The organism is Longispora urticae, from assembly GCF_053902585.1.
The window spans coordinates 262,485-283,895 of sequence record NZ_JAQZSH010000028.1; the positions used below are offsets into that span (position 1 = coordinate 262,485).

The 21,411-nt window shown below is 72.7% G+C and carries 18 protein-coding genes; 8 read left to right on the forward strand and 10 right to left on the reverse strand.

Annotation, left to right across the window (positions count from 1 at the left end; genetic code table 11):
- Positions 1-42 precede the first annotated feature (42 nt).
- The 8 genes from PT931_RS19130 (at position 43) to PT931_RS19165 (ending at position 8,789) form a co-directional block, all read left to right on the forward strand.
- Entirely contained in the window at positions 43-2,106 is a 2,064-nt protein-coding gene (locus PT931_RS19130; protein ID WP_456247090.1) for a HelD family protein, read from the forward strand.
- Positions 2,107-2,222: 116 nt separating this feature from the next.
- Positions 2,223-2,801: a helix-turn-helix domain-containing protein gene (locus PT931_RS19135; protein ID WP_456247091.1), complete on the forward strand. Its 579-nt coding sequence runs from the start codon at positions 2,223-2,225 to the stop codon at positions 2,799-2,801.
- Positions 2,802-2,831: 30 nt separating this feature from the next.
- Positions 2,832-4,100, forward strand: coding sequence for an MFS transporter (locus PT931_RS19140; protein ID WP_456247092.1), 1,269 nt, complete (start codon positions 2,832-2,834; stop codon positions 4,098-4,100).
- 179 nt (positions 4,101-4,279) lie between these two features.
- Positions 4,280-5,482 (forward strand): DUF418 domain-containing protein, encoded by a 1,203-nt coding sequence (locus PT931_RS19145; RefSeq protein WP_456247093.1) that lies wholly within the window; start codon positions 4,280-4,282, stop codon positions 5,480-5,482.
- 25 nt (positions 5,483-5,507) lie between these two features.
- Positions 5,508-6,545 (forward strand): histidine kinase, encoded by a 1,038-nt coding sequence (locus tag PT931_RS19150; protein ID WP_456247094.1) that lies wholly within the window; start codon positions 5,508-5,510, stop codon positions 6,543-6,545.
- A 17-nt stretch (positions 6,546-6,562) separates the two neighbouring features.
- The gene (locus PT931_RS19155) at positions 6,563-7,231 is read left to right on the forward strand and encodes a response regulator transcription factor (protein ID WP_456247095.1); all 669 of its coding nucleotides are present in this window, start codon (positions 6,563-6,565) and stop codon (positions 7,229-7,231) included.
- A gap of 168 nt (positions 7,232-7,399) precedes the next feature.
- A complete protein-coding gene (locus PT931_RS19160; protein WP_456247096.1) occupies positions 7,400-7,891 on the forward strand; it encodes a SigE family RNA polymerase sigma factor in 492 nt (163 codons plus the stop codon).
- 10 nt (positions 7,892-7,901) lie between these two features.
- A complete protein-coding gene (locus tag PT931_RS19165; protein WP_456247097.1) occupies positions 7,902-8,789 on the forward strand; it encodes a hypothetical protein in 888 nt (295 codons plus the stop codon).
- Positions 8,790-8,895: 106 nt separating this feature from the next.
- Here PT931_RS19165 and PT931_RS19170 read toward each other — a convergent pair whose 3' ends face one another.
- The 10 genes from PT931_RS19170 to PT931_RS19215 form a co-directional block, all read right to left on the reverse strand.
- Positions 8,896-9,978, reverse strand: coding sequence for an FAD-dependent oxidoreductase (locus PT931_RS19170; protein ID WP_456247098.1), 1,083 nt, complete (start codon positions 9,976-9,978; stop codon positions 8,896-8,898).
- 111 nt (positions 9,979-10,089) lie between these two features.
- Positions 10,090-10,452 (reverse strand): CU044_2847 family protein, encoded by a 363-nt coding sequence (locus tag PT931_RS19175; RefSeq protein WP_456247099.1) that lies wholly within the window; start codon positions 10,450-10,452, stop codon positions 10,090-10,092.
- Positions 10,453-10,463: 11 nt separating this feature from the next.
- Positions 10,464-13,955: an nSTAND1 domain-containing NTPase gene (locus tag PT931_RS19180; protein WP_456247100.1), complete on the reverse strand. Its 3,492-nt coding sequence runs from the start codon at positions 13,953-13,955 to the stop codon at positions 10,464-10,466.
- Between the two features lie 159 nt (positions 13,956-14,114).
- Positions 14,115-15,068 (reverse strand): hypothetical protein, encoded by a 954-nt coding sequence (locus tag PT931_RS19185; protein WP_456247101.1) that lies wholly within the window; start codon positions 15,066-15,068, stop codon positions 14,115-14,117.
- A gap of 128 nt (positions 15,069-15,196) precedes the next feature.
- The gene (locus PT931_RS19190; RefSeq protein WP_456247102.1) at positions 15,197-15,646 is read right to left on the reverse strand and encodes a hypothetical protein; all 450 of its coding nucleotides are present in this window, start codon (positions 15,644-15,646) and stop codon (positions 15,197-15,199) included.
- 204 nt (positions 15,647-15,850) lie between these two features.
- Entirely contained in the window at positions 15,851-16,531 is a 681-nt protein-coding gene (locus tag PT931_RS19195) for a hypothetical protein (protein WP_456247103.1), read from the reverse strand.
- Between the two features lie 26 nt (positions 16,532-16,557).
- Positions 16,558-16,830 (reverse strand): hypothetical protein, encoded by a 273-nt coding sequence (locus PT931_RS19200; RefSeq protein ID WP_456247104.1) that lies wholly within the window; start codon positions 16,828-16,830, stop codon positions 16,558-16,560.
- Between the two features lie 74 nt (positions 16,831-16,904).
- The gene (locus PT931_RS19205; protein WP_456247105.1) at positions 16,905-19,106 is read right to left on the reverse strand and encodes a glycoside hydrolase domain-containing protein; all 2,202 of its coding nucleotides are present in this window, start codon (positions 19,104-19,106) and stop codon (positions 16,905-16,907) included.
- A 918-nt stretch (positions 19,107-20,024) separates the two neighbouring features.
- Positions 20,025-20,354, reverse strand: coding sequence for a hypothetical protein (locus PT931_RS19210; RefSeq protein WP_456247106.1), 330 nt, complete (start codon positions 20,352-20,354; stop codon positions 20,025-20,027).
- A gap of 276 nt (positions 20,355-20,630) precedes the next feature.
- Positions 20,631-21,161 carry a GNAT family N-acetyltransferase gene (locus PT931_RS19215; protein ID WP_456247107.1) on the reverse strand — a complete coding sequence of 177 codons (531 nt, stop codon included), beginning with the start codon at positions 21,159-21,161 and terminating at the stop codon, positions 20,631-20,633.
- Positions 21,162-21,411 lie beyond the last annotated feature (250 nt).

Here is a 21,411-nt window from a genome sequence, read left to right on the forward strand (position 1 = left end):
GACGGGGCCGCCTCTCTGCCACAGCTAAGGACGGGCGTCAGCATGGGTGGAAACTCCCGGTCGGTCGGGACGACGGAGATCGGGTCGGAACAGGAGTACCTGGCGGCGGCCAGGGCTGCGCTGCGCCGGATGCGGGCGGACGTGCTCGCGACGGAGACGCCGGAGTTCGCGTCGGGCACCGACGAGGTCTGGTTCAACACGGTGTACCGGATGGCCCGGTCCCGGCGCGGCCACGACCTGGCGGACCTGCCCGGCGTGCCGCTGTTCTTCGGCCGGCTCGACTACGAACCCGGTACGGTCCTCGACCACGATCCTGCCGCCGGGGTCGACGCGGACCGGGTCTACGTCGGCCGGCGCCGGGTCCGCGACGACGAGGGCACCCCGCTGGTGGTCGACTGGCGCGCCCCGGTGTCGATGCCGTTCTACCGCGCGACCCGGGAGGATCCGCAGGGGGTCCGCCTGCGCCGCCGGTACGGCTTCTCCGACGACGCCGAGCTGACCGCGTACGAGGACGAGCCGCTCACCGGCGCGGAGAGCGGACCCAGCGCGCTGCTCACCGCCGAGATCGAACGCCCCCGGGCCGGGCCGATGCGCGACATCGTGGCCACCATCCAGCCCGAACAGGACGAGCTGGTCCGCGCACCGCTGTCCGAGAGCATCTGCGTGCAGGGCGCGCCGGGCACCGGGAAGACGGCGGTGGGGCTGCACCGGCTGGCGTACCTGCTGTACACCGAGCCGGGTCGGCTGACCGGCGGCGTGACCGTGGTCGGGCCGAACCGGTCGTTCCTCGGCTACATCCGGCACGTCCTGCCCGCGCTCGGCGAGGTCTCCGTCCAGCAGAAGACGGTCGACGAGCTGCTCGACCGGCCCGTGACCGGTACGGACCCCGTCGAGGCGGCCCGGCTCAAGGGCGACGCCCGGATGGCCGAGGTGCTCCGCCGCGCGTTGTGGGGGCACATCGGGGAACCCGCCGAGGACCTCGTCTACGTGCACGGCGGCACCCGGCACCGGGTCGCCCGCGACGACCTGGCGCGGACCGTGGCCGACCAGCGCGGCGGCCCCCGGTACGGGCCCGGCCGGGACGGGCTCGCCCAGCGCGTGGCCAACCTGGTGCTGAAGCAGATGGAACGGCGCGGCGCCTCCCCCGACGACCGGGACCTGGCGGCCGTGGCCCGTTCGAAGCAGGTCCGCGGGCTGCTCGACGCGGTGTGGCCGAAGCTCACCCCGGAGCAGGTGCTGTTCCGGGTGCTGTCGGATCCGGAGCGGCTGGCCGGGGCCGGCGAGGGGCTGTTCACCGGGGAGGAGCAGGCGGCGCTGCGGTGGGCGAAGCCGTACCGGTCCGCGAAGTCCGCGAGGTGGTCGGCCGCCGACGCGGTCCTGCTCGACGAGCTGGCCGGGCTCATCGACCGCACCCCGTCCCTGAGCCACGTCATGGTCGACGAGGCCCAGGACCTCAGCCCGATGCAGTGCCGCGCGCTCGGCCGGCGGTGTGTCACCGGGTCGCTGACCGTCCTCGGCGACATCGCGCAGGGCACGAGCGCGTGGGCCGCCGACGACTGGCCGACCCTGCTGGCGCACCTCGGCAAGCCCGACATCCGGCTGGAGGTGCTGGACCGGGGCTTCCGGGTGCCGGAGCAGATCATCGGGTACGCCGCCCGGCTGCTGCCGACCATCGCCCCCGGGCTGGCCTCGCCGGTCTCCGTGCGCCGCGCCGCCGGGGCGCTGCGGGTCACGCCGACCACGGCCGGGGAGCTGTCCGACGCGGTGCTCAGGGCGTGCCGGGAACGGCTGACCGACGAGGGTTCCGTGGGCCTGATCGCGGCCGATGCCGACATCGCCGGTCTGTGCGCGCACCTGCGGGCCGCCGGGCTCGACGCGGCGCTGCTGGGCGAGGACGAGGACGCGTTGGAGTCGGCGCGCCTGGTGTGCGTGCCGGCGGGCCTGGCCAAGGGGTTGGAGTTCGACGCCGTGATCGTGGCCGAGCCGGGGCGGATCGCCACCGCCGAGCCCCGCGGCCTGCACCGGCTGTACGTGGTGCTGACCCGGGCCGTCAGCGCGTTGCACGTCCTGCACGCCGAGCCGCTGCCGGAGGCGCTGCGCGGGTAGCCGGCGGAGTCCGCGTCCCGGTGGTTGCGCGGTCCCCCGCCGGGACGCGGGGCGGCAGTACCCGGATATCGCAGAATTTGTTTTGCAAAATAAGTTCTGTGGTTTAGCCTACGGGCATGGCCACCGACAACCAGGGCGACCGCCAGGTCACCGCCGCCGCCGAACTCAGGGCGCTCTCCCACCCGCTCCGCGTCCAGCTCCTCGCGGCCCTGCGCGCGCACGGCCCCGCCACCTCCGCGGAACTGGCCCGCCGGTTCGACACCGACACCGGCTCCACCAGCTACCACCTGCGCCAGCTGGCCAAGTTCGGCTTCGTCACCGACGGGGAACCGAGCTCCGACCAGCGCGAACGCCGGTGGGCCGCCGTGCACGCCACCACGTCGTGGAGCAACACCGCGATGGCCGCCTCCGGCGAGGGCCGCGAGGCGGTCAGCGTGATGCGCCGGCACCAGGTCGAGGTCCTGATCCGCGCCGTGCGGGACTTCGAGGCGCACGCCGACGACCTGTCCCCCGAGTGGGTCGAGGCGTCCGGGATCGGCGACCTGCTCGTCCGGCTCACCCCCGGCTCCCTGACCGAGCTGTGGGACACGTTCTACGCGCACGTGGACGCCCTCGTCGCCCGCGACGCCGACGACCCGGCGGCCCTGCCGGTCTCGGTGGTCGCCGCCGGCTTCCCGCGCGTCGGCGACCACTGACCCGCCCCTCCCCCGAGAACGGCCACCCCCATGACCGACACCCTGCCCCCCGCCGTCCGCCGCTGGCCGCCGCGCCTGCTGCGGGACACCCCGTTCCGCCGGTACTGGTCGGCGCAGACCGTCTCCCTGGTCGGCGACCAGATCTCCTACCTCGCCCTGCCGCTGGTCGCCGTGCTCGGCGTCGGGGCCGGCCCGGTGGAGATGGGCTACCTGACCGCCGCCGCCCTGCTGCCGAACCTGCTGTTCTCCCTGCTCGCCGGCGCCTGGATCGACCGGTACCCGCACCGGCGGCGGCTCATGGTCCTCGCCGACCTGGGCCGGGCGGCGCTGCTGGCCACGGTGCCGGCCGCGTACCTGCTCGACGTGCTCACCCTCCCCCAGCTGTACGTCGTCGCGTTCCTGTCCGGCACGCTGGCCGTCGTCTTCGAGGTCTCGCACAGCACCCTGTTCGTGTCCCTGGTGCCCCGTGCGGACTACGTCGAGGCCAACACGCTCCTGCACGGCACCCGCGCGGTGTCCTACGCGGTCGGGCCCAGCGCCGGCGGGGTCCTCGTCCAGGTCCTGACCGCACCGGTGGCGCTGCTCGCCGACGCGGTGTCGTACCTGGTCTCGGCGGTGTTCCTGCTCCGGATCCGGCCGACGGAACCGCCGCCGTCCACCCACGAGGGCCTCGGGATCGGCCAGGGGCTGCGGTTCCTGGCCCGGTCCCCGGTGCTGCGGCCCCTCCTGCTCGGCCTGACCACCATGAACTTCTTCAACTACATGTTCACCGCCCTGTTCCTGCTCTACGTCAGCACCGAACTGGGCGTGACGCCCGGCCTGCTGGGGGCCGTCATCGGGGCGGGTTCGATCGGCGCCGTGCTGGGGGCCGCGGTCACCACGCGGGTGTCGCGGGGGCTCGGCATCGGCCGTACCGTGCTGCTGGGTCTGGTGGTCTTTCCCGCGCCGCTGGTGCTGGTGCCGCTCGCGGGCGGGCCGACCCCGGTCGTGGTGGGCGCGCTGCTCGCTGCCGAGTTCCTGTCCGGGCTGGGCGTGATCATGCTCGACATCACCGCCGGCTCGGTGCTGACCTCGGCCATTCCCGATCCGCTCCGGGCCCGGGTGTCCGGCGCGCTGCGCACCGTCAACTACGGGATCCGGCCGCTCGGCGCGCTGGCGGGCGGCGCGGCGGGGGCGGCGCTGGGGGTGCGGCCGACACTGTGGATCGCCACGGTGGGGGCGGTCGCCGGTGTCCTCTGGGTGCTGCCGTCGCCGGTCGCGCGGCTCCGGGACCTGCCGGAGGAGGCCGAGGAGCACTGACGGCGCACGGCCGGGCGCCCTATCACGCGCGGCCGGGTGGCCTGAGGCGCGCGGTCGGGTGGTCCCGGCCGCGCGTGGGCCCCGGCCCGGTGTCCTGGCCGAAACAGGGGTGCTAGGCCCACCCCCACCGGGTGTCCAGGCCGCTGTCACCGGCGACCGCGCGCCGCGAGGGTTGGGGCATGACAAACACACCCCAGACCCGGACTCTCCGGGTACCGGCGGCGCGGGCCGGGCGCGCCCTCGCCCCGGACCTGGCGCGCGGGGCGATGCTGCTGTTCATCGCCCTCGCCAACAGCGCGAACGTCGCCTTCGCCGGCCAGCCCGGGATCGACCCCGCCCCGACGGGCGCCGGCCGGTTCCTCAACGCGTTCCTGCTCATGTTCGTCGACAGCCGGGCGTACCCGGTGTTCGCCGTCATGTTCGGCTACGGGCTCGTCCAGCTCGCCCGGCGGCACTCCGACGCCGGGGCCGACCCGCGCCCGGTCCTGCTGCGCCGCAACGCGTGGCTCGTCGCGTTCGGGCTGGCGCACGCCACCCTTCTGTACTTCGGCGACTTCCTCGGCGCGTACGGCGTCATCGGCGTCCTGGCCACCCTGCTCCTGCTGCGCCGGGGCGACCGCTTCCACCGCCTGGTCCTGTGGCTGTGGGGCGCGACCCTCGGCTACGCGCTGGTCCTGGGCGTCCTGCTGGCGGTCCGGCTCGCCGGGGACACCGGCGGCCACGCGACCCTGACCAACACGCCCAACGCGTCCCTGGCGGCCACCACGTACGGCCGGTCCCTCCTGGACCGGCTCGCGGAGTGGCCCGCGCACACCGCGACCGTGATCCCGGTGATCGTCATCGTGTGGCTGGGCATGTGGGCCGCGCGCCGCCGGCTGCTGGAGGACGCCGCCGTGCACGTGGCGCTGCTGCGCCGGGTCGCCGTCGGGTGTCTGGCGGTCACGGTCGCGGGCGCGGTGCCGTACGCGCTGGTCGGGGCCGGGCTCGTCGATGTCGAACCGGGCACCGTGGAGCTGATGGCCTTGGTGCACGCGGTCAGTGGCGAGTTCGGTGGGCCGGGGTACGTCGCGTTTTTCGGGCTGCTCGCGCTGCGGTTCGGCCGGGCGGGTACCCCCGGGGTCGGGGTGCGGGCCGTCTCGGCGCTCGGGCGGCGCTCGATGTCCGGGTACCTGTTCCAGTCCGTGGCGTGGATGGCGCTGCTGTCCCCGTGGGCGCTGGACCTGGGCCGGCACGGCGGGACCGCGTTCGTGGCCGCCGGGATCGCCGTGGCGGTGTGGTCGATCTCCGTGGCCGTAGCATGGCGGCTGGATGTCCGGGGTGTCCAGGGTCCGGCGGAGACGCTGCTGCGGCGGCTGGCGTACGGGCCGCGGGTCCGGGTGTGACACCGGCGAGCGGGGAGGCTGCGGCATGACGGGGAGCGCCGAGGTGACCGGATCCCGGTGGCGGGTCACCCGTGGGGAGATCGGTGTCGCCGTGCTGGCCGCCGTCGCCGCCCCGGCCGTGTGGCTGACCACCGGGCGCGGCGAGTTCTGGCCCCGCTGGGTCTGGTTCGGGCTCGCCGCCGCCCTCGCCGGCCGGGCCGCCCTGCACTCCGCGTGGCGCACGCCCCCGGGGCCCCGCCGGTGGCTGGCGGTGCACACGGCGGTGTTCGGGGTCCTCGTACCCGCCGAGTTCGTGATCTGGGGGTTGTCCGGCGGCGGTTTCCTCTGGCCGGTGTGGGCGCTGGTGGTCCTCGGCGGGGCGTTCACCGCGCACGCGTGGGCGGTGTCCCGGCTCCCGCCCGACCGGGAGGTCGAACTCACCCGCCGGGTGGACACGCTGGTCCGGACCCGGCGGGTGGTGGTCGACGGCCGGAACGCCGAGCTCAAGCGGATCGAACGGGACCTGCACGACGGCGCCCAGGCCCGGCTCGTCTCCCTGGGTGTCAGCCTGGGCCTCGCCGAACACCTGGTCCGCACCGACCCCGAGGCCGCGATCCGGATGCTCGGCGAGAGCCGGGCCAGTGTCGGCGCGACGCTGGAGGACCTGCGCACCGTGATGCGGCAGATCCGGCCCCCGGTGCTGGCCGACCGGGGACTCGTCGGGGCCGTCGAGGCGCTCGCCCTGGACCTGGCCGTGCCGGTCACCGTCGGGGCCCGGCTGCCCGGCGCGGTGCCCGAGTCCCTGGAGCCGGCCGTCTACTTCGCGGTCGCCGAGTGCCTCGCCAACGTGGTCAAACACAGCGGCGCCCGCTCCGCCCGGGTCGACCTCGCGCACGCCGACGGCCGACTGACCGTGACCGTGACCGACGACGGCCGTGGCGGCACGGCGGCGGACCGGGGCTCCGGGCTGCGCGGGGTCGCCGACCGCCTCGAGGTGTTCGACGGCCGGGTGCGGGTCGACAGCCCGGCCTGCGCGGGGACCCGGGTCACGATCGACGTGCCCTGCGGGCTGGAGTCCCGATGACCACGGAGGAAACCCCGATGCGAGTGGTACTGGCGGAGGACCTCGGCCTGCTGCGCGAGGGGCTCGTCCGGCTCCTCGAAGCCCATGACATCGAGGTCGTCGCCGCCGTCGACAACGGCCCCGAACTCCTGAGCGCCCTGCTGCGGCACCGCCCCGACCTGGCCGTCGTCGACGTCCGGCTGCCGCCCACGTTCACCGACGAGGGCCTGCGCGCGGCGCTCGCCGCCCGCGAACGGATCCCGGGACTGCCCGTGATGGTGCTGTCCCAGTACGTCGAGCAGCTCTACGCCCGCGAACTGCTGGCCGACACCCGGGGCGGCATCGGGTACCTGCTCAAGGACCGGGTGTCCGACTTCCGCGAGTTCCTCGACGCGGTACGCCGGGTGGCGGCCGGCGGCACGGCCCTCGACCCGGTGGTGGTGTCCAAACTGCTCGGCCGGCAGGAACGCGACGTCGGGGTGCGCCGGCTGAGCCCCCGGGAGCGGGAGGTGCTCGGGCACATGGCGCAGGGGCGGTCCAACGCGGCCATCGGGGCGGCCATGGTGATCACCGAGAAGGCCGTCGGGAAACACACGAACAGCATCTTCGCGAAGCTGGGGCTGCTGCCGTCGGAGGACGACAACCGGCGGGTACTGGCCGTCCTCGCCTATCTCCAGGCTCCGCCGGACCCGGACCGGGCGCGCTGACGGGTCCGCGCCGGGCGGGCCGGCATGTCCTCGCCGTGCGCGTCGGCGGTCCGCCCCGGGTGCGTCGGCCGTCCGCGCCGGGTGCGTCGGCGGGAAAGTCCGGCCGGCGGGCAACCCCGTCGCGGGTGGGTTCCGTTCTTCTGGGCAGGAGCCGACGGAGGGATCTTGATGAGGCGTTCGGAGGAGGCCGCGTACCGCGAGTACGTGGTCGCCAGGATGGACCAGTTGCGCCGGGTGGCGTACCTGCTCTGTCGCGACTGGCACACCGCTGACGACCTGGTGTCGACCACGCTGCTGAAGCTGTACCGGCACTGGCGGCGCGCCGAGCGGATGGAGGGACTCGACGGGTACGTCCGGCGGATCCTGCTCAACGCCTGGATCGACGAGCAGCGCCGGCCGTGGCGTCGCGAACAGGTCGCCGACGAGCTGCCCGAGGTGCCGGTCACCGACGCCGACCTCGCCGGGGACACGGACCTGCTCGCGCTGCTCGGTGAGCTGCCGCCGAGGAGGAGGGCCGTCCTCGTGCTCCGGTTCTACTGCGGGATGTCGGTCTCGCAGACCGCCGAACTGCTGGGCTGTTCGGAGGGCACGGTGAAGAGCCAGTCCTCGAGGGGGCTCGACGCCCTGCGTCCGCTGGTCAGCCGGCTCGAAACCACCTAGGAGCATTGTCGTGTACCAGAAACAGTTCGACGACGCCATCGGCGCCCCGCCGCCGGCGGCGGTCGACCTCGAGGCACTGATCGTCCGGGGCCGGCGCGGCCAGCGGTTGCGGGTCTGGGGCGCCGCCGGCGGGCTCGCCGTCGCGGTCCTCGCGGGGACCATCGGGGTCGGGGTGCTGGTCGACGGCGGTCCGGCGCCGGCCGGGCAGGGGACCTTCGCCACCCAGCCGACCGGCACGGCCACCCCCAGGCCGGCGTGGTCCCCCAAGGAGCCGCCCCTGACCTCCGCCGGGCCCGACGGCCACATGCCGACCCCGCCACCGCCGAGCGGGACGCCGATGACCCAGGCCCAGGCCGACCAGCTGACGACGGTACTGCGCGCGGCCGTCGCCGCGGCGGCGCCCGGCACCCAGATCACCGGCACGTCGATGAAGGGCCCGGACTACGGCGCGCTCGCGTTCATGACCGGTGGCACGAAGGACGCGTCGGCGTCCGGTGACCTCGCCGACGCGGCCGGTACCGGCGGGTTCCTGATCGTCCTAGATCGGGGCGAGGACGCCCCCACCCGGTGCTCGGAGGTGTCCGGGTACGGGGACCACCGGTACCGGACCGGCTGCGTCGAGTCCACCGGCCCGAACGGCGAGTCCGTGCTGGCCATGACGTACGACGACCCCGCCGGTGACGGGCTGCACTGGGCCAACGGCGGCAAGGAGTTCGAGGTGCTCGTGGTGCGGCCCGGTGGCGGCGTGGTGACCGCGTGGGCCATGAACGTCAGCTGGAACCGGGTGCTCCAGCACCAGGGGGCCAAGACCGAGTTCGACGCGACCCGGGCGACGCCGCCGCTGACCCTCGACCAGCTGAAGGCGATCGCGCTGGCCCCCGGCCTGACGATGCCGTAGCGGGACGGTTCCGCCCGGGGTGCCCACGGGGGCGTCCCGGACGGAACGGAGCCAGATCCGACGGGTACCGGTCAGGTGGCTCGGGCCGGTACCCCGCGCATGGTTTTCAGGAAGTCAGAGCCGGGGTGGGCTCGCCCAGCAGGGCGCGGATCTCCCGCGCCGCCGCCCGGCCCGCCCGGTTGGCCCCGATGGTGCTGGCCGAGGGCCCGTAGCCGACCAGGTGCACGCGGCGGTCCCGGACGGCCCGGGTGCCGTCCAGCCGGATCCCGCCGGACGGCTCCCGCAGGCGCAGCGGCGCGAGGTGCGCCACGGCCGGCCGGAACCCGGTCGCCCAGACGATCGCGTCGGCGCGCTCGACCCGCCCGTCGGCCCAGCGGACCCCGTCGGGGGTGACGGCCTCGAACATGGGCCGGCGGTCGTACACCCCGCGCGCCGCGGCGGCCCGTTCCTGTTCGCGCAGGTGCAGCCCTGTGACGCTCACGACACTCTGCGGCGGCAGCCCGGCCTCGACCCGTTCGGCGACCAGGGCGACGGCGGCCCGGCCCTGCTCCGGCCCGAACTCCTCGTCCGTGCGCCACAGCGGGGGCCGGCGGGTGACCCAGGTGGTGTCGGCGTACGCGGAGATCTCGGCGAGGAGCTGCACCGCGGAGTGTCCGCCGCCCACCACGATCACGTGCTGCCCCGCGAACTCGGCGGGCCCGCGGTAGCCGGCGGTGTGCAGTTGCCGGCCCCGGAACGTCTCGACCCCGGGGTACCACGGGACGAACGGCTGGTCCCAGGTACCCGTCGCGTTCACCACGGCCCTGGTCAGCCACGTACCGGCGTCGGTGTCGACCTCCAGCAGGGTGCCGTCGGCGTCGCGGACGGCGGTGACCCCGACCGGGCGGAGCACGGGGAGCGCCATCGCGGCCTCGTACCCGGCGAAGTAGTGCGGGATCACGTCGTTGGCCCGGTCCCGGTCGGCGGCGTCGGGGACGGCGGTGCCGGGCAGGTTGGCGATGCCGTGCACGTCGTGCATGGTGAGGGTGTCCCAGCGGTGCTGCCACGCGCCGCCCGGCCGGGGGTTGCGGTCGAGGACCACGAGGTCGTCGAAGGGCCGCAGACCCGCGCGCCCCAGGTGGTACGCCGCGGACAGGCCGGCCTGACCGGCCCCGATCACGACGACCCGCACCGTACGTTGTTCGCTCACACCCGGGTCAACACCCGGGAGGCCGGCTTCGCTGCCAGCGGGTGGCCGACGCCACTCTCCAGGCCGGTCGCCGCGCGGGTCCGGCCGCCCGCCCCGGGCCCGGCGCGTTCGTCAGGCCGGTGACGCCGGCCCGGACCGACGGGCCTCCTCCGCCCCCGCCTCGCGCTGCCACTTCAACTTGATGGTCAGGTGCCCGTCGACCCCGGTCTTGGCGATCACCGCCCCGGCCTGCGCGTTGAACTTCACGCCGAACTCGACCTCCACCTCGTCGGGCCGCACGTCCATGTCCCGGAAGGTGGCCAGCGCCACCGACGCGGCCTTGCGGACCTGGGTGAGCGCGGTGCCGAAGGAGCCGGTGGCGGACTGGATGACGTCCCCCGCACGGGAGACCGGGGAGATATCCGGCCCGTCGGACTCCACCTCGACCAGGACCGCGTCCACGGCGTCCAGTTCGAACCGCATCAACTCTGACATTCCACTCCTCGTCACGGACACACCGGGCCCTGATAGGCGCCGGAGGGCACATTCTTCCTACGGGCGGCGCCGTCCTCGTTCGGCTCCACCATCACGGCGCACAGCCGGTCGACCCGGAACTCCGCCGAACGCTTCGGGGGGTCCTTCTCGGCCGCGGTGAGCCGCCGGAGCGGCGCCGGCAGGCCCGGGCCGGGCAGGACCGCGCCGACGATGCCGGCGCCGAGCAGGAGCACCGGCGCGTCCGGGCCCTCACCCAGGGGGAGCAGTCCGGACCAGTACCCGCTGAATCGGGGTTCTCCGGGGATTCTCGCGCCGCCGGCCGCACTCCAGCTGGACACCGCGACCCCGCCGATGTCCACCGTGCGGATGTCGGTGGCCGTCGCCAGCGCCCCCACGCCCCGTTGCCACGCCGAGAGCACCACCGAACCGTCGGGGCTCAGCGCCAGGGTGCCCCGGCTCTCCTCCTTGGAGAGCCCCGTGACCGGGCCGCCGGGTGCGCGGGAGCCGGTCCGCCAGGTCCGCACCTCGGCGAAGCCGTCCGCGAGGGGCACCCGGGCGGCGACGGTGCCGCCGTCGAGGCTCGCCGTGGCCCCGGTGATCCGGTCGGCGAGCGGCACCCGGCGCGGCCCGTCCCCGGCGAGGTCCGCGTACGAGAGCGCGGCGGACCCCGGGGCCGTGCCGGCGTCGTTCGGCAGCCACTCGTCCAGGAACGCGCCCCCGGGCACCAGCCACAGCCGGTGGATCCAGCTCCGCCACGGCAGCGCGACCGGCTCCCGCCGCTGTCCGGAGCCGAGGTCCCACCGCTCCAGGGTGTTGGTGGACGACTTCGGGGACAGCGCCACGTCGCCCGCGACCATCACACCCACCGTCCGGTCGTCCTGGTCGATGCTGATCGACCTGATGTGGGCGAAGAGGCCGCCCAGCGGTGCGGCCAGGGCGACCCGGCCGCGGCTCAGGTCGTAGACGACCAGGCAGGTCACGGCGGTGACCGCGCTGGGGACCTTGCAGGTGGGGAAGTCCTTCGGGTTCTGCTTCGGCAGCCCCTCGGCGTCGACGGGGCCGAGTTCGAACACGGGGGCGACCCACTGCACGAAGGCGATGTACCGACCGCTGCGGCTGATCACCGGCTGGGAGGCCGCGTCCAGGGGGTGGAACAGCGCCGCCAGCGGGGCGGCGTGCAGCCTCCGTCGGCCCGGCACGTCCCAGAGCATGACGTGCGGCGTCTTCGCGGCGTCCAGGAGCACCATGGTCCGGCCGTCGGCGCTGACCTGCTGGGGCAGGTCCCCGTCGCGCACGGTCCGGCCGGGCAGCAGGGTGTCGACCCCCTCGAAGTCCTCGCCGAAGGACCCGGCCACGAAGGGCACATCCGGATGGGTACGGAACGCGCGGAGCGCCAACTGCAGCGCGCCGTACCCGTCCCGGTCGCCGGAGAGGCGCAGCTGGGCGGCGTTCCTCGTCAGCTCGATCGCGCTGCTCTCCGCGACCTGCCCGCGCAGGTGCCCGTACGTGACCACCGAGGCGACCAGGGCCACCACCAGCGCGAACGACCACCAGGCGCGCCGGACGCGTCTCCTGTTCCGGCTCAGCTGGAGGAAGTCGCGTTCGGCCCCGCCGAGGTCCTCGCCGTGGCCGCCCTCCCAGCGCCGGGCGTCGCGCAGCTCCACCGGGGACAGCAGCCGCCGGGCGGCGCGCTCCTCGGCCGTCCACTGCGCCATCCGCTGCCGGAGGTTCTCCTGCCAGAGCCGGAACTCCCGGTACTCCTTCGCGTAGCCGTGCAGCCGGTCCCACTCGGTCACCAGGGACTCGTGCGCGAGCTCCACGCCGACCTCCGGCGCGCTGCGCAGCACGAGCAGCCGCCCGGTCGCCAGCCGCTGGGCGATCGTCCACTGGTTCTCGTCCAACTCGTCGCGGCGGGCGGTGCGCCGCACGGACAGGTCGCCGTCCGGCAGCGGCCTGACCAGCTGGATCAGCAGCCGGCGTGCGGCCAGCCGGGCGGCGGGCTCCAGGCCGGCCCAGACGTCCTCGGCGTAGCCGGCGAGCGCCCCGCGCACTCCCCCGAGCTCGTCGAACGCCTCGTGGGTGAGCAGGCCGCCCCGTCGCCGCTCCCACAGCTGGGTCAGGGCGAACTGGAGGAGCGGCAGCGAACTCGGCGCGCTCTGCACGTCGTCGAGGATCCGGTCGACCAGCCCGGCCTCGTAGTCGACCGTGCCGATCGTGGCCAGCGGACCCGTGACCGCCCGGCGCAGTTCGGTCGTCGTGAGCTCGCCGAGGGTGACGGGCAGCCACCGCGCGGCCAGTTCCGCGACGGCAGGGCTCGTCGACGCGGCGCCCCGGAAGGTGTCGGCGAGGGTGACCAGCACCGAGAACCGGGACCCCGGCCGCAGCGCCGACCCGAGCGCGGCGGTGAACGCGGCCTGCTCCTCCGCCGGGTACCCGAACAGCTCCTCGAACTGGTCGACCGCGACGAGCAGCCGCTCCGCCGGGTGCCGGTCGAGGATCTCCGCCACGACATCGGCGGTGCCGCCGGCCGCGAGCCGCTCGAACGGGTCGGAACCCGTCAACCGGCAGAGAGCGAAGGCGAGAGCTCGCAGCGGGGTACTCCCGTCGGACGGTCGCAGTACCACCACGGCCACCTCGGAGCCCGCCTCCGGCCGCGGCGCACCCGCCGCCCCGGCGCCCGCGCGGAGACCCGGCAGGACCCCGGCCGCCAGCAGCGAGGACTTGCCGACCCCGGTCGGCCCGGTCACGCAGATCGCCGCCGTCCCCGCCCGGACCCGCCGCACGATCCGCTCCGCCTGGTCCTCCCGGCCGAAGAACAGCCCCGCGTCGCGTTCCGTGAACGGCCGCAGCGCCCGGAACGGCGAGGCCCGCTCGATGACCCGCTCGACCTCCGGCCACGCCGCCAGCAGCGCGCCGACCGGGATCATGTACCCGATCTTCGGCGGCGCGCCCCCGACCTTGCGCACCACCATGCCGACCACCGCGTCGAGCCCGGGATGCCAGACGGGCGCCCCGGAGAAGCCCCGCTCGATCGTCGCCCCGCGCGCCGGGTCGCTCTCGATCTCCACCCAGCCGGTGGCCACGGGGCCGCCGGGCCGCCCGTAGATCCAGCTGCCGATCTCCAGCCCGCGCGGGAAGCCGACCATGACCAGCTGGTCGTCGCTCAGGCCGCCGTACCGGGTCAGCACGAGCGGACGGGCACCCTCCGGCGGCGGCCCGACCAGCCGCAGTCCGGCGACGTCCCCGGTGAGGTCCGCGCCGACCGGGGACCAGGCCACCACCTCCGCCGCACACCGCACACCGGGGGCCAGCAGCGGGAAGTCGACCAGCACGTGCTCCGTCGGGGCCGGGCCCTCGGGCGGGACGCCCACCGCGCCGGCGACGACGTGCGCGGCGGTGAGGATGTGCCGGGGTCCGGCGAGGAAGCCCGCGCCCACCGAGGTGTCGCCGCTCCAGACCCGGACGAGAGCCGCCTCCAGGGGTACGCGTCCAGCCCCGCTCACCCGTCGCCCCCTTCACCACAGTGGAGCAATCCTCTCATTCCCGGTGCGGATCGCGGTACCCGGAGATCACGTGCCCGTGGTCGGGCGGGGGGGGTGGTCGCCCACCCACGGGAACCGGTCCCGCCGGTGTCGCCGCCGGTCGCGGGGCGGGACCGGGGTTCATCCGCGGGCGATGATCTCGTTGGCCCGGCCCAGGTACGGCTCGTACATCGTCGACGCCGCCCGCAGAGCCTCGATGTTCCTGTCGACGAGTATCCGCTGGTACGCGATGTCCGCGGCCATGGTGGTGCCGAGGAGCCCGGTGGACCTCTTGCAGGCCACGTCGGCTCGCGCGGCAGTCTTCTCCTCGGCGCTGACGACCATCCGCGTCTTCTCACTCCCGCGCCTGTTGAGCCAGAAGCTGAAGGGGGCCATCGGGTCGGCGTGGGAGAAGCCGGCGTCCCGCATGCAGGTCCGCCACTGATCGGTGAGGCTGACGACCCGGCTGTCCTGCAGAGCCCGGGAGAGAGCCTCCTTGTCCAGCCTGGGACCGAGCAGGTCGTCGTGCGGCAGCACGGTGGTGCCGTACACGGCACGCTGAGCCTCCGCCGCGCACCCGCCCGCGGGCACCGGCCTGCCCTCGAAGGTCTGGACCGATCCGCCCACCACGCTCAACGCCGCCCCGCTGGTGTAGGGGCCGATGTTGAGACCGGAGGGCTGTCCTGGTGTACCGCCAGTGGGGGGCAGGTAGCCCCACTCCGTGGCCTCCGCCTCGATCCACAGGCCGTACCGGTACCGCCAGGAGGTGTCGGTCTCCTCGGCGTCGACCGAGGAGGGATCGGCGGGGAAGCCGAACTGTCTCATGCACCTGTCCAGGGCGATGGTCGCGGCCCGCTTGATCACCTTGAGGGTCGTCGCGGACGGTGCGAGCGCCCGGAGAGGGTAGCTGGCGGCTCGGGGGTCGGCACTGGCCACGATCGCCGGATCGAGCTTCGGCTCGCCTCCCGGCAGCGGGCTGAAGGTGGCGCGCTTGTCCGCCCCTGCCGCCCGGGGGTCCGGGGCACCCGAACCGCATCCCGCGGCCAGCGCTACGACGAGCGAGCAGACGGCCACCGCTGCGAGTCGGCGTTTCATGGTCTTCTCCTAGGGTCTTGTCGCCGGAACGCGGCTCGCATCCGGGATGCGCGGGGCGGACGCGGTTTCCACGCGCCGCGACCGCCCCGCGCACCATCCGGGCAGCGTTCGTCCCTACTCAGCCGGTTCTACGGCCGGAAGGAGCAGGAGTTGCTGATGTCGTTGAACGTGTTGTTGCTGCCCCGGTGGTAGTAGGTACCGGTTCCGGTGTCATAGACCAGTACGGAGTTGAAGGTACTGGTCACCTGCCCCTGGTAGTCGCCCGCGTAGAAGGTCCACCGACGGTTGTAGTAGGTGTCCGACAGGTAGACGGACGCCTTGCACTGCCCCGCCGGGTAGGTCTGCTCGTTGTCGCTGGACTCGCTCAGGTCGACCAGGCTGGGCATCCGGATCCAGTCGGAGGTGTACTGCTCGATCGTGGCGCGCTCCCCGCCACCGCTCACGCGCGAGTACCAGCAGAAGGAGCCGGAGGAGCACCAGTAGCTGGCCTGTGCCGCGGTGGGCGCGACGACCGATACCAGACCCAGTGCCACGGTGGTGCTCGCAAGCACGGCGAACGCCCTTGTTCTGAAGTTCAACGAGACTCCTTTGATGTGTGGGCATGACGAACCTGGGAGCGTTGACACACTCCCTCACGTCCCTGCCACTTGACCGAATGTGTTCACGAGGGTGCTGTTCGCGGACCTCGCCGGACCGCGACCGGAACCCCTACCCGAACTCTGTTTCCGTACCGAGTCCCCGGGCCCCGCCCGACTCCGGCCGGGCCGTGGGTGCCCGCGCGCTCAGGCCGGACGTTGCAGGCGAGCCAGGCCCTCGGCCCGACCACGCCGGGACGGGGCCAGAACGTCCACCGCCACGCCGGCACCCGCACCGGGTGTCGCCTCCCACCCTCGGAGCCGGTCGGCGACCGCGCGCACCCGATGGTCGCGCGGACCGACGGCGACGTAGAACAGCGACTCGTCCACCTCGCGGTCGTCGCCGCCCCACCGCACGACACCGTCGCAGTCGGCGAGGACGTCCCTCAGCACCAGTTCCTGCAGCGGGAAGAACCCGCCCCTGGCGCGGGAGCCCTGCCGGACGCGCACCGCGGTACCCGAAGCGAGGTTGGACTCCGGAAGGCCCTTGCGGAGCCCGCCGATCGCGGACCACCCGGCCAGGTCCACCGGCTGGATCCGCTCGATCTCGTAGTGGAACCGGCGCACGACGTGCAGCAGGATCGCCTCGACGTCCCCGATCCACACCGCGACCCTGAGCCCCGCCCCGGCCACCGACCGGGTCCACACCTGTGAATCGCCGTCCGCGTTCGTCTGGATGGTCCACCCGTTCGCCGAGGTCGCCGGGCGCTGCGCACCGGGAACGGCGGCCGACGCGGATGCGGTGGGCAGGACTGCGCCGGCGGCAGTGGCCGCGCCGGTGAGCGCGGCGGTTCTGAGGACGGTTCGCCGAGTTATCTGGAGACCCATGATTCCTGTATCCCTTCCCGAATTAGTCAGAACAGAGAGAAACTCACGACGTACGGCGCGAGACAGGCGGCTGCGCACGCGAGCCAGTACGCGAACGCCGGGACGGGCGTCCTGCGGCGCATCCACAGATTGACCAGTCCCCACACCAGGCCGAACGCGAGGAACACGGGCGCGGCGATGACGAGCCACAAAAGCATCCCGTCGTCCTCATTCGGATCCCGCGTCGTCCACCCCAGGTCCGCCAGCGGACCATTCACCAGGATGTACTGCGCCAGGAACAGCGGCACGATCGCCGGCACTCCCAGCAGAATATTCACCCCGACGGGTACAGGCAGTTTCCACGTACGCCCTTTGTCCACGCTGGATCTCCGACCTATTGGGCCCGACTGAGTCTGTTGTAGTTCTCCAGCACGTTGTACAGACCGATCAGTTCCCGGCCGTACTGCTGCGCGCTGTCACCTGTGCCGTTGTACCGCGCCAGCAGCGCCTGACTGTCCGCCTGGCCGGTGGTGAGCGACGGTCGCGGAATTCCGAGCTGATGCGCGTTGTAGATCGTCAGATAGGCGGCCGTCGGAATGTTGTAGTGCGGGTCCTGGAGCAGATCCCACACGGCACGCCTGTCGCTGCTGCTCAACGGCATGCCGTTGATTATGCCCTGCTGGATGCAGTAGTTGCGGGCCTCTATGGCCACCCACGCGAAGATCTGTCCCCAGCCGGTGCTGCAGTCGTCCTTCAGCCCGTTCCGCACGGCGATGTCGGCGAGAGCGTCGAGCGGGTTCAGTTTGCGCAACTCCCACATCACCGGCGCCTGGATAAGTGCCTTGCGAATCCTCAGTTGCCGGGCCAGGTTCGTAAACAGCCAATCGGCGTCCATGACATGGTTGAACGCCTGTGTCGTGCTGACCACGTCGTAGGTGACCCAGTCGCCGTCGGCCGTCCAGCCCTCGCCGCCGGTCTCCGGAACGCCGATCGAGGTGAGGTAGGTCTTGACGTCCGCCAGCAGTGCCGCCTGGTAGGTGGCCTTCTTGAAGTCCACATCCAGATCGTCCGTGTTGGGTACTCCGGGGTTGAAGTCGCCCTGGCCGGTGTCACGCCCGGAGGCGATGTTGTTGTCGATCTCGATCTGCCCGTCGCCCGACCCGACCGTGACCGTGGCGATCTGGTCGAACGCCCAGTTCGTCGGCAGCGGGTAGCCGAGGTTTCCGGAGAACCCGGAGGACATGTCGGAGACGAACGAGGCGGCCGCGTATCCCGCCTCGGAGACGCGTTGGCACACGTTGCGGGGACCGTAGATGCCGATGCCGTAGGCGGAGAGCTCGCCGATGGTGCGGTAGATGCCCTGGAAGTGCGGGAGGATGTAGGAGGTGACCTCGCTGTCCATCGCGTCGTAGTCCACGGCGAAGTAGATGATCGATCCCGGCTTGAATCCGTGGATCTTCGCCCATTCGATGGCGTTGGACGCGTCGACGCAACCCTGGGAGTAGTGGAAGTAGTCCGCCGACCGGGACCACGTCTGGTAGATCGGGAAGCAGCGCAGCCCGTACTGCTTGATCGTGCTGAGCTCGCCCGGCTGGATCTGCTTCTCCGGCAGGCTCGTGCTGGACGGGTTGTAGAGGTACCGACCGATGTAGTTGTAGCCGGCGGCCTTCAGTGCCTGCGCGCGCGCCGGCGTGATCTTCGTGACGCCGTCGCACGCCGCGCCCCGACGGGTCTGGTCGCCGTAGCAGACGAGCAGCGACGCCCAGGTCTGGAAGTCACCGGTCCCGTTGACCGGAAGCGCCGCGAACGACTGGAAGTCCCGGACCGCGGCCTGCACCTCGGCGGTGAAGTTGCCGAACGGCACGGTGCGCCCGTTGAGCGTCATCGCCGCCGTGAACAGCTGCGCCCACGTGCCCGTGGCCCCGACCGCGACCGGGTGGGACCTCAGGCCCGCCTGGGTGCCGGGCCCGAACACGCCGTTCGCCGTGCCGTCCGCCATCCCCAGTTCGTACTGGACCGCCAGCAGCATCGACTTCGCGACATCGCGGGAGTTGTGGCCGTCGCTCGGGATGATGAAGAAGTCGCTCCGGTTGACGTATCGGCCGTTCAACCACCGCTGAATGGAACGGACGACGTTGGAGCCGTTGTTGACGGTGACGTACGCGTCCATGTTGAACAGCGCCTTGACCACCTTGGGTTCGAGGGAGCTGCCCGGGAACGCGCCGTCGACCCCCATTTCCAGCTTCAGCTTGGCGACAGCGGCCTCGGTGCGGGAGTCGTAGATTCCCTCGATGCCACCGCCGTCGTAGCCCTTGCAGTAGAGGGCGGACTGGAGAATGCAGCAGAAGATCCATGATGGAACTGTCGCCGCGTTCAGGCTCGGATACTTGGTCCGGAGTGTGGAGAGGGTGGTCGGGCCGAACGTGTTCGACAGGGAGGTGATACCCAGTTCATGTTGGAGCGCCCTGGTCAGGGCGTACATCGTGTCCCAACTCGTCTGGCCGTTCTCCTCCAGCCTGGGAATGCCGAGGGTGGCGCCGTTGGCGTACGTGGTGTTGATGAAACGTTGGGCTCGGAGGACCATTTCGTCGGACATCCGCGATCCTTCCTCGAGGGATGAGATAGACAGCACTGAGCAACACACGGTGCTGTGAGAGAAAATGCCGAGTCATGTCGCCGCGACAGACCATCGCCCATTCGAGGTCGGTGCGCGTTCACGTCGTGGAGCTCGTTCTGGTGCGACGGCGCCAAACATCGAGGAGTGGCGACTGTGTTCGCTTCGGCCCCAGGGGAGCTACGTCCCGCGTGGTGGCCCGTCGAGGGTACTGAGCTGTTCCACACAATTGTTTGATCGTGTGGTGTGACCGAGGGGTGGGGCGTTGGTGTTCGATATGGAGGCCACCGGAGCGGCTTCCACGACGCGGCCGACTTTCCATGGGCTCATCGGCAGCTGTCCTAGAAGGAGTCCGGTCAGATCGAGCGGGCTGTTGTCTCTGAGCGTAGGACTTGGGCCAGTTTCGCACCGACCCGAAGTATGTGAGGAGTATCTCATTGAACCCTTGTCAGGCGGCTTGCACCCCTTGGTGTCGATGTTGTCCGACACGGGGACCCGCACGGCGTCCGTACCGAGGGGCGGATGTTCCGGTTGATCGGCAACCGGACCGCCAGCCGTCCGGCTCGGAGGCGGGCGCCCGGTCACGACGTGCCGGTTCCGCAGCGCTCGCGGCCGGCATGGACAGGGTGGTTTCCGACGGGCCGCGGACGTCAGCCGACAGGGGTCGAAGAGGACGTGCCACGGCGAGGTTTCCGCCGGAGCCAGGTCGCCGGGCGGGTCCAGGCCAAGGAGTACCTAGGAGGGTTCCCTCTGGTTGGCGGTTCGCGCCCTGACGCCGCGGCGGCCTCGTGCCCGGGTGGGCTGCGGCCCGTCGGGCGGGCACACCATCCCCCAGCGGGTCCGGACGGGGCACTGGGGCGACCCAGTCGGGGACTTCCCCTCACCAAGCAGTCCCGGGTACTACCGACTCTTGTCGTCGGGCAGGTCGAACAGCACGAGTTGCAAGGCGCCGTCCGGGCCCGGAGCCTCGCCACGCAGGCGGGCCATCTCGATACACGTCCGACACGTCACCGCGTCCCACGTGGGCGTGATCGCGCCGAGCTCCCCGCCGGCGACACCGGTGTGGCACCGCGCTCCGGGGACAACCAGTTCCCCCAGGAGTCGGACCGGGCCGACCGCGTGGACCACGCCCGTGTCGCGCAGTCGCGCGTTCTCCCCGCCCGCGAACTGCCGCCACAGCTGCTCGACCACGGACGCGAACTGTTCGATGACGCCCGGGTTCGGTTCCACGGGTCCCATCATGCCGGCTGACGGCGTCGGGCACGACACCCTCCACGGCCCCGGCCTGCGGGGGTGCCCCGGCCGGGTCGGGTCGACAGCCCACAGCCGCGCCGCCTCCAGCCTCGGGAGGCGGCGGCCCTTCCCTCGTCGCGGCCCCTGTTTGAAACCAGTCGCCCGCGTGTTCCCCGCTCAGGCCGCGTCAGCCGGCCGTTCGGGCTGGGGGCGGGACTGTCGTGGGGCGCACCGGGCGCAGGCTGTGGCCGGCAACCCGCTCTCCGGCGACGGTCAGGGATGTGGCAGCCGGTAGACCACCGTGGGACGCAGCGGCCCGGCCGGTACCGTCATGTCCTCGAAGTCCTCGGCCGGGTCGTGGGTCATGCCCAGCCGGCGCATCACCGCCTGGGACCGCACGTTCGTCGCGGTGGTCAGGGCCAGGATCTCCGGCAACCCCAGCTCGGTGAAACCGAAGTCGGCCACCCCGCGGGCGGCCTCGGTCGCGTAGCCGTGGCCCCACGCGGGGCGCGCCAGCCGCCAGCCGATCTCGACACCGCTGACCGGCATCTCCTCCTCGACCGGGTCCAGCCCGGCCATACCCACGAACTCCCCCGTCGCCGCGACCTCCAACGCCCACCAGCCCCAGCCGCGCTCGGCGACCTCGCCCTGGAACAGCGCGACCTGCTCGGCGCTGCGCTCGGCGGTCTGCAGCCCCATGAAGTGCTCACGGACCTCGGGGTCGGCGTTCATCGCCGCCCACGGGGCGATGTCGGATTCCCGCCAGGGGCGGATCAGGAGACGTTCGGTACGCAGTTCGGCCATGCCCCTGAGGCTACCCCCTGATTGATCTTGGCCAGACGGGCACCGCGCTGCGCACCTCCGGCGGTCGAGGCTGAGGCTGCGGGATTGGCGCCCGGCCGACCTGGGCCCTCCCCCCTCCGGCCGGAGGTCAATCTGTGTACGCCCATGGGACTCGAACCCCTGACCTCCTGATCCTCAGGATGTGGGCCCAGGATGACCCGGCAGGTTTTGACCTGCGGAAACGCAACTTCCGTGCCAGCCTCAAGCACCG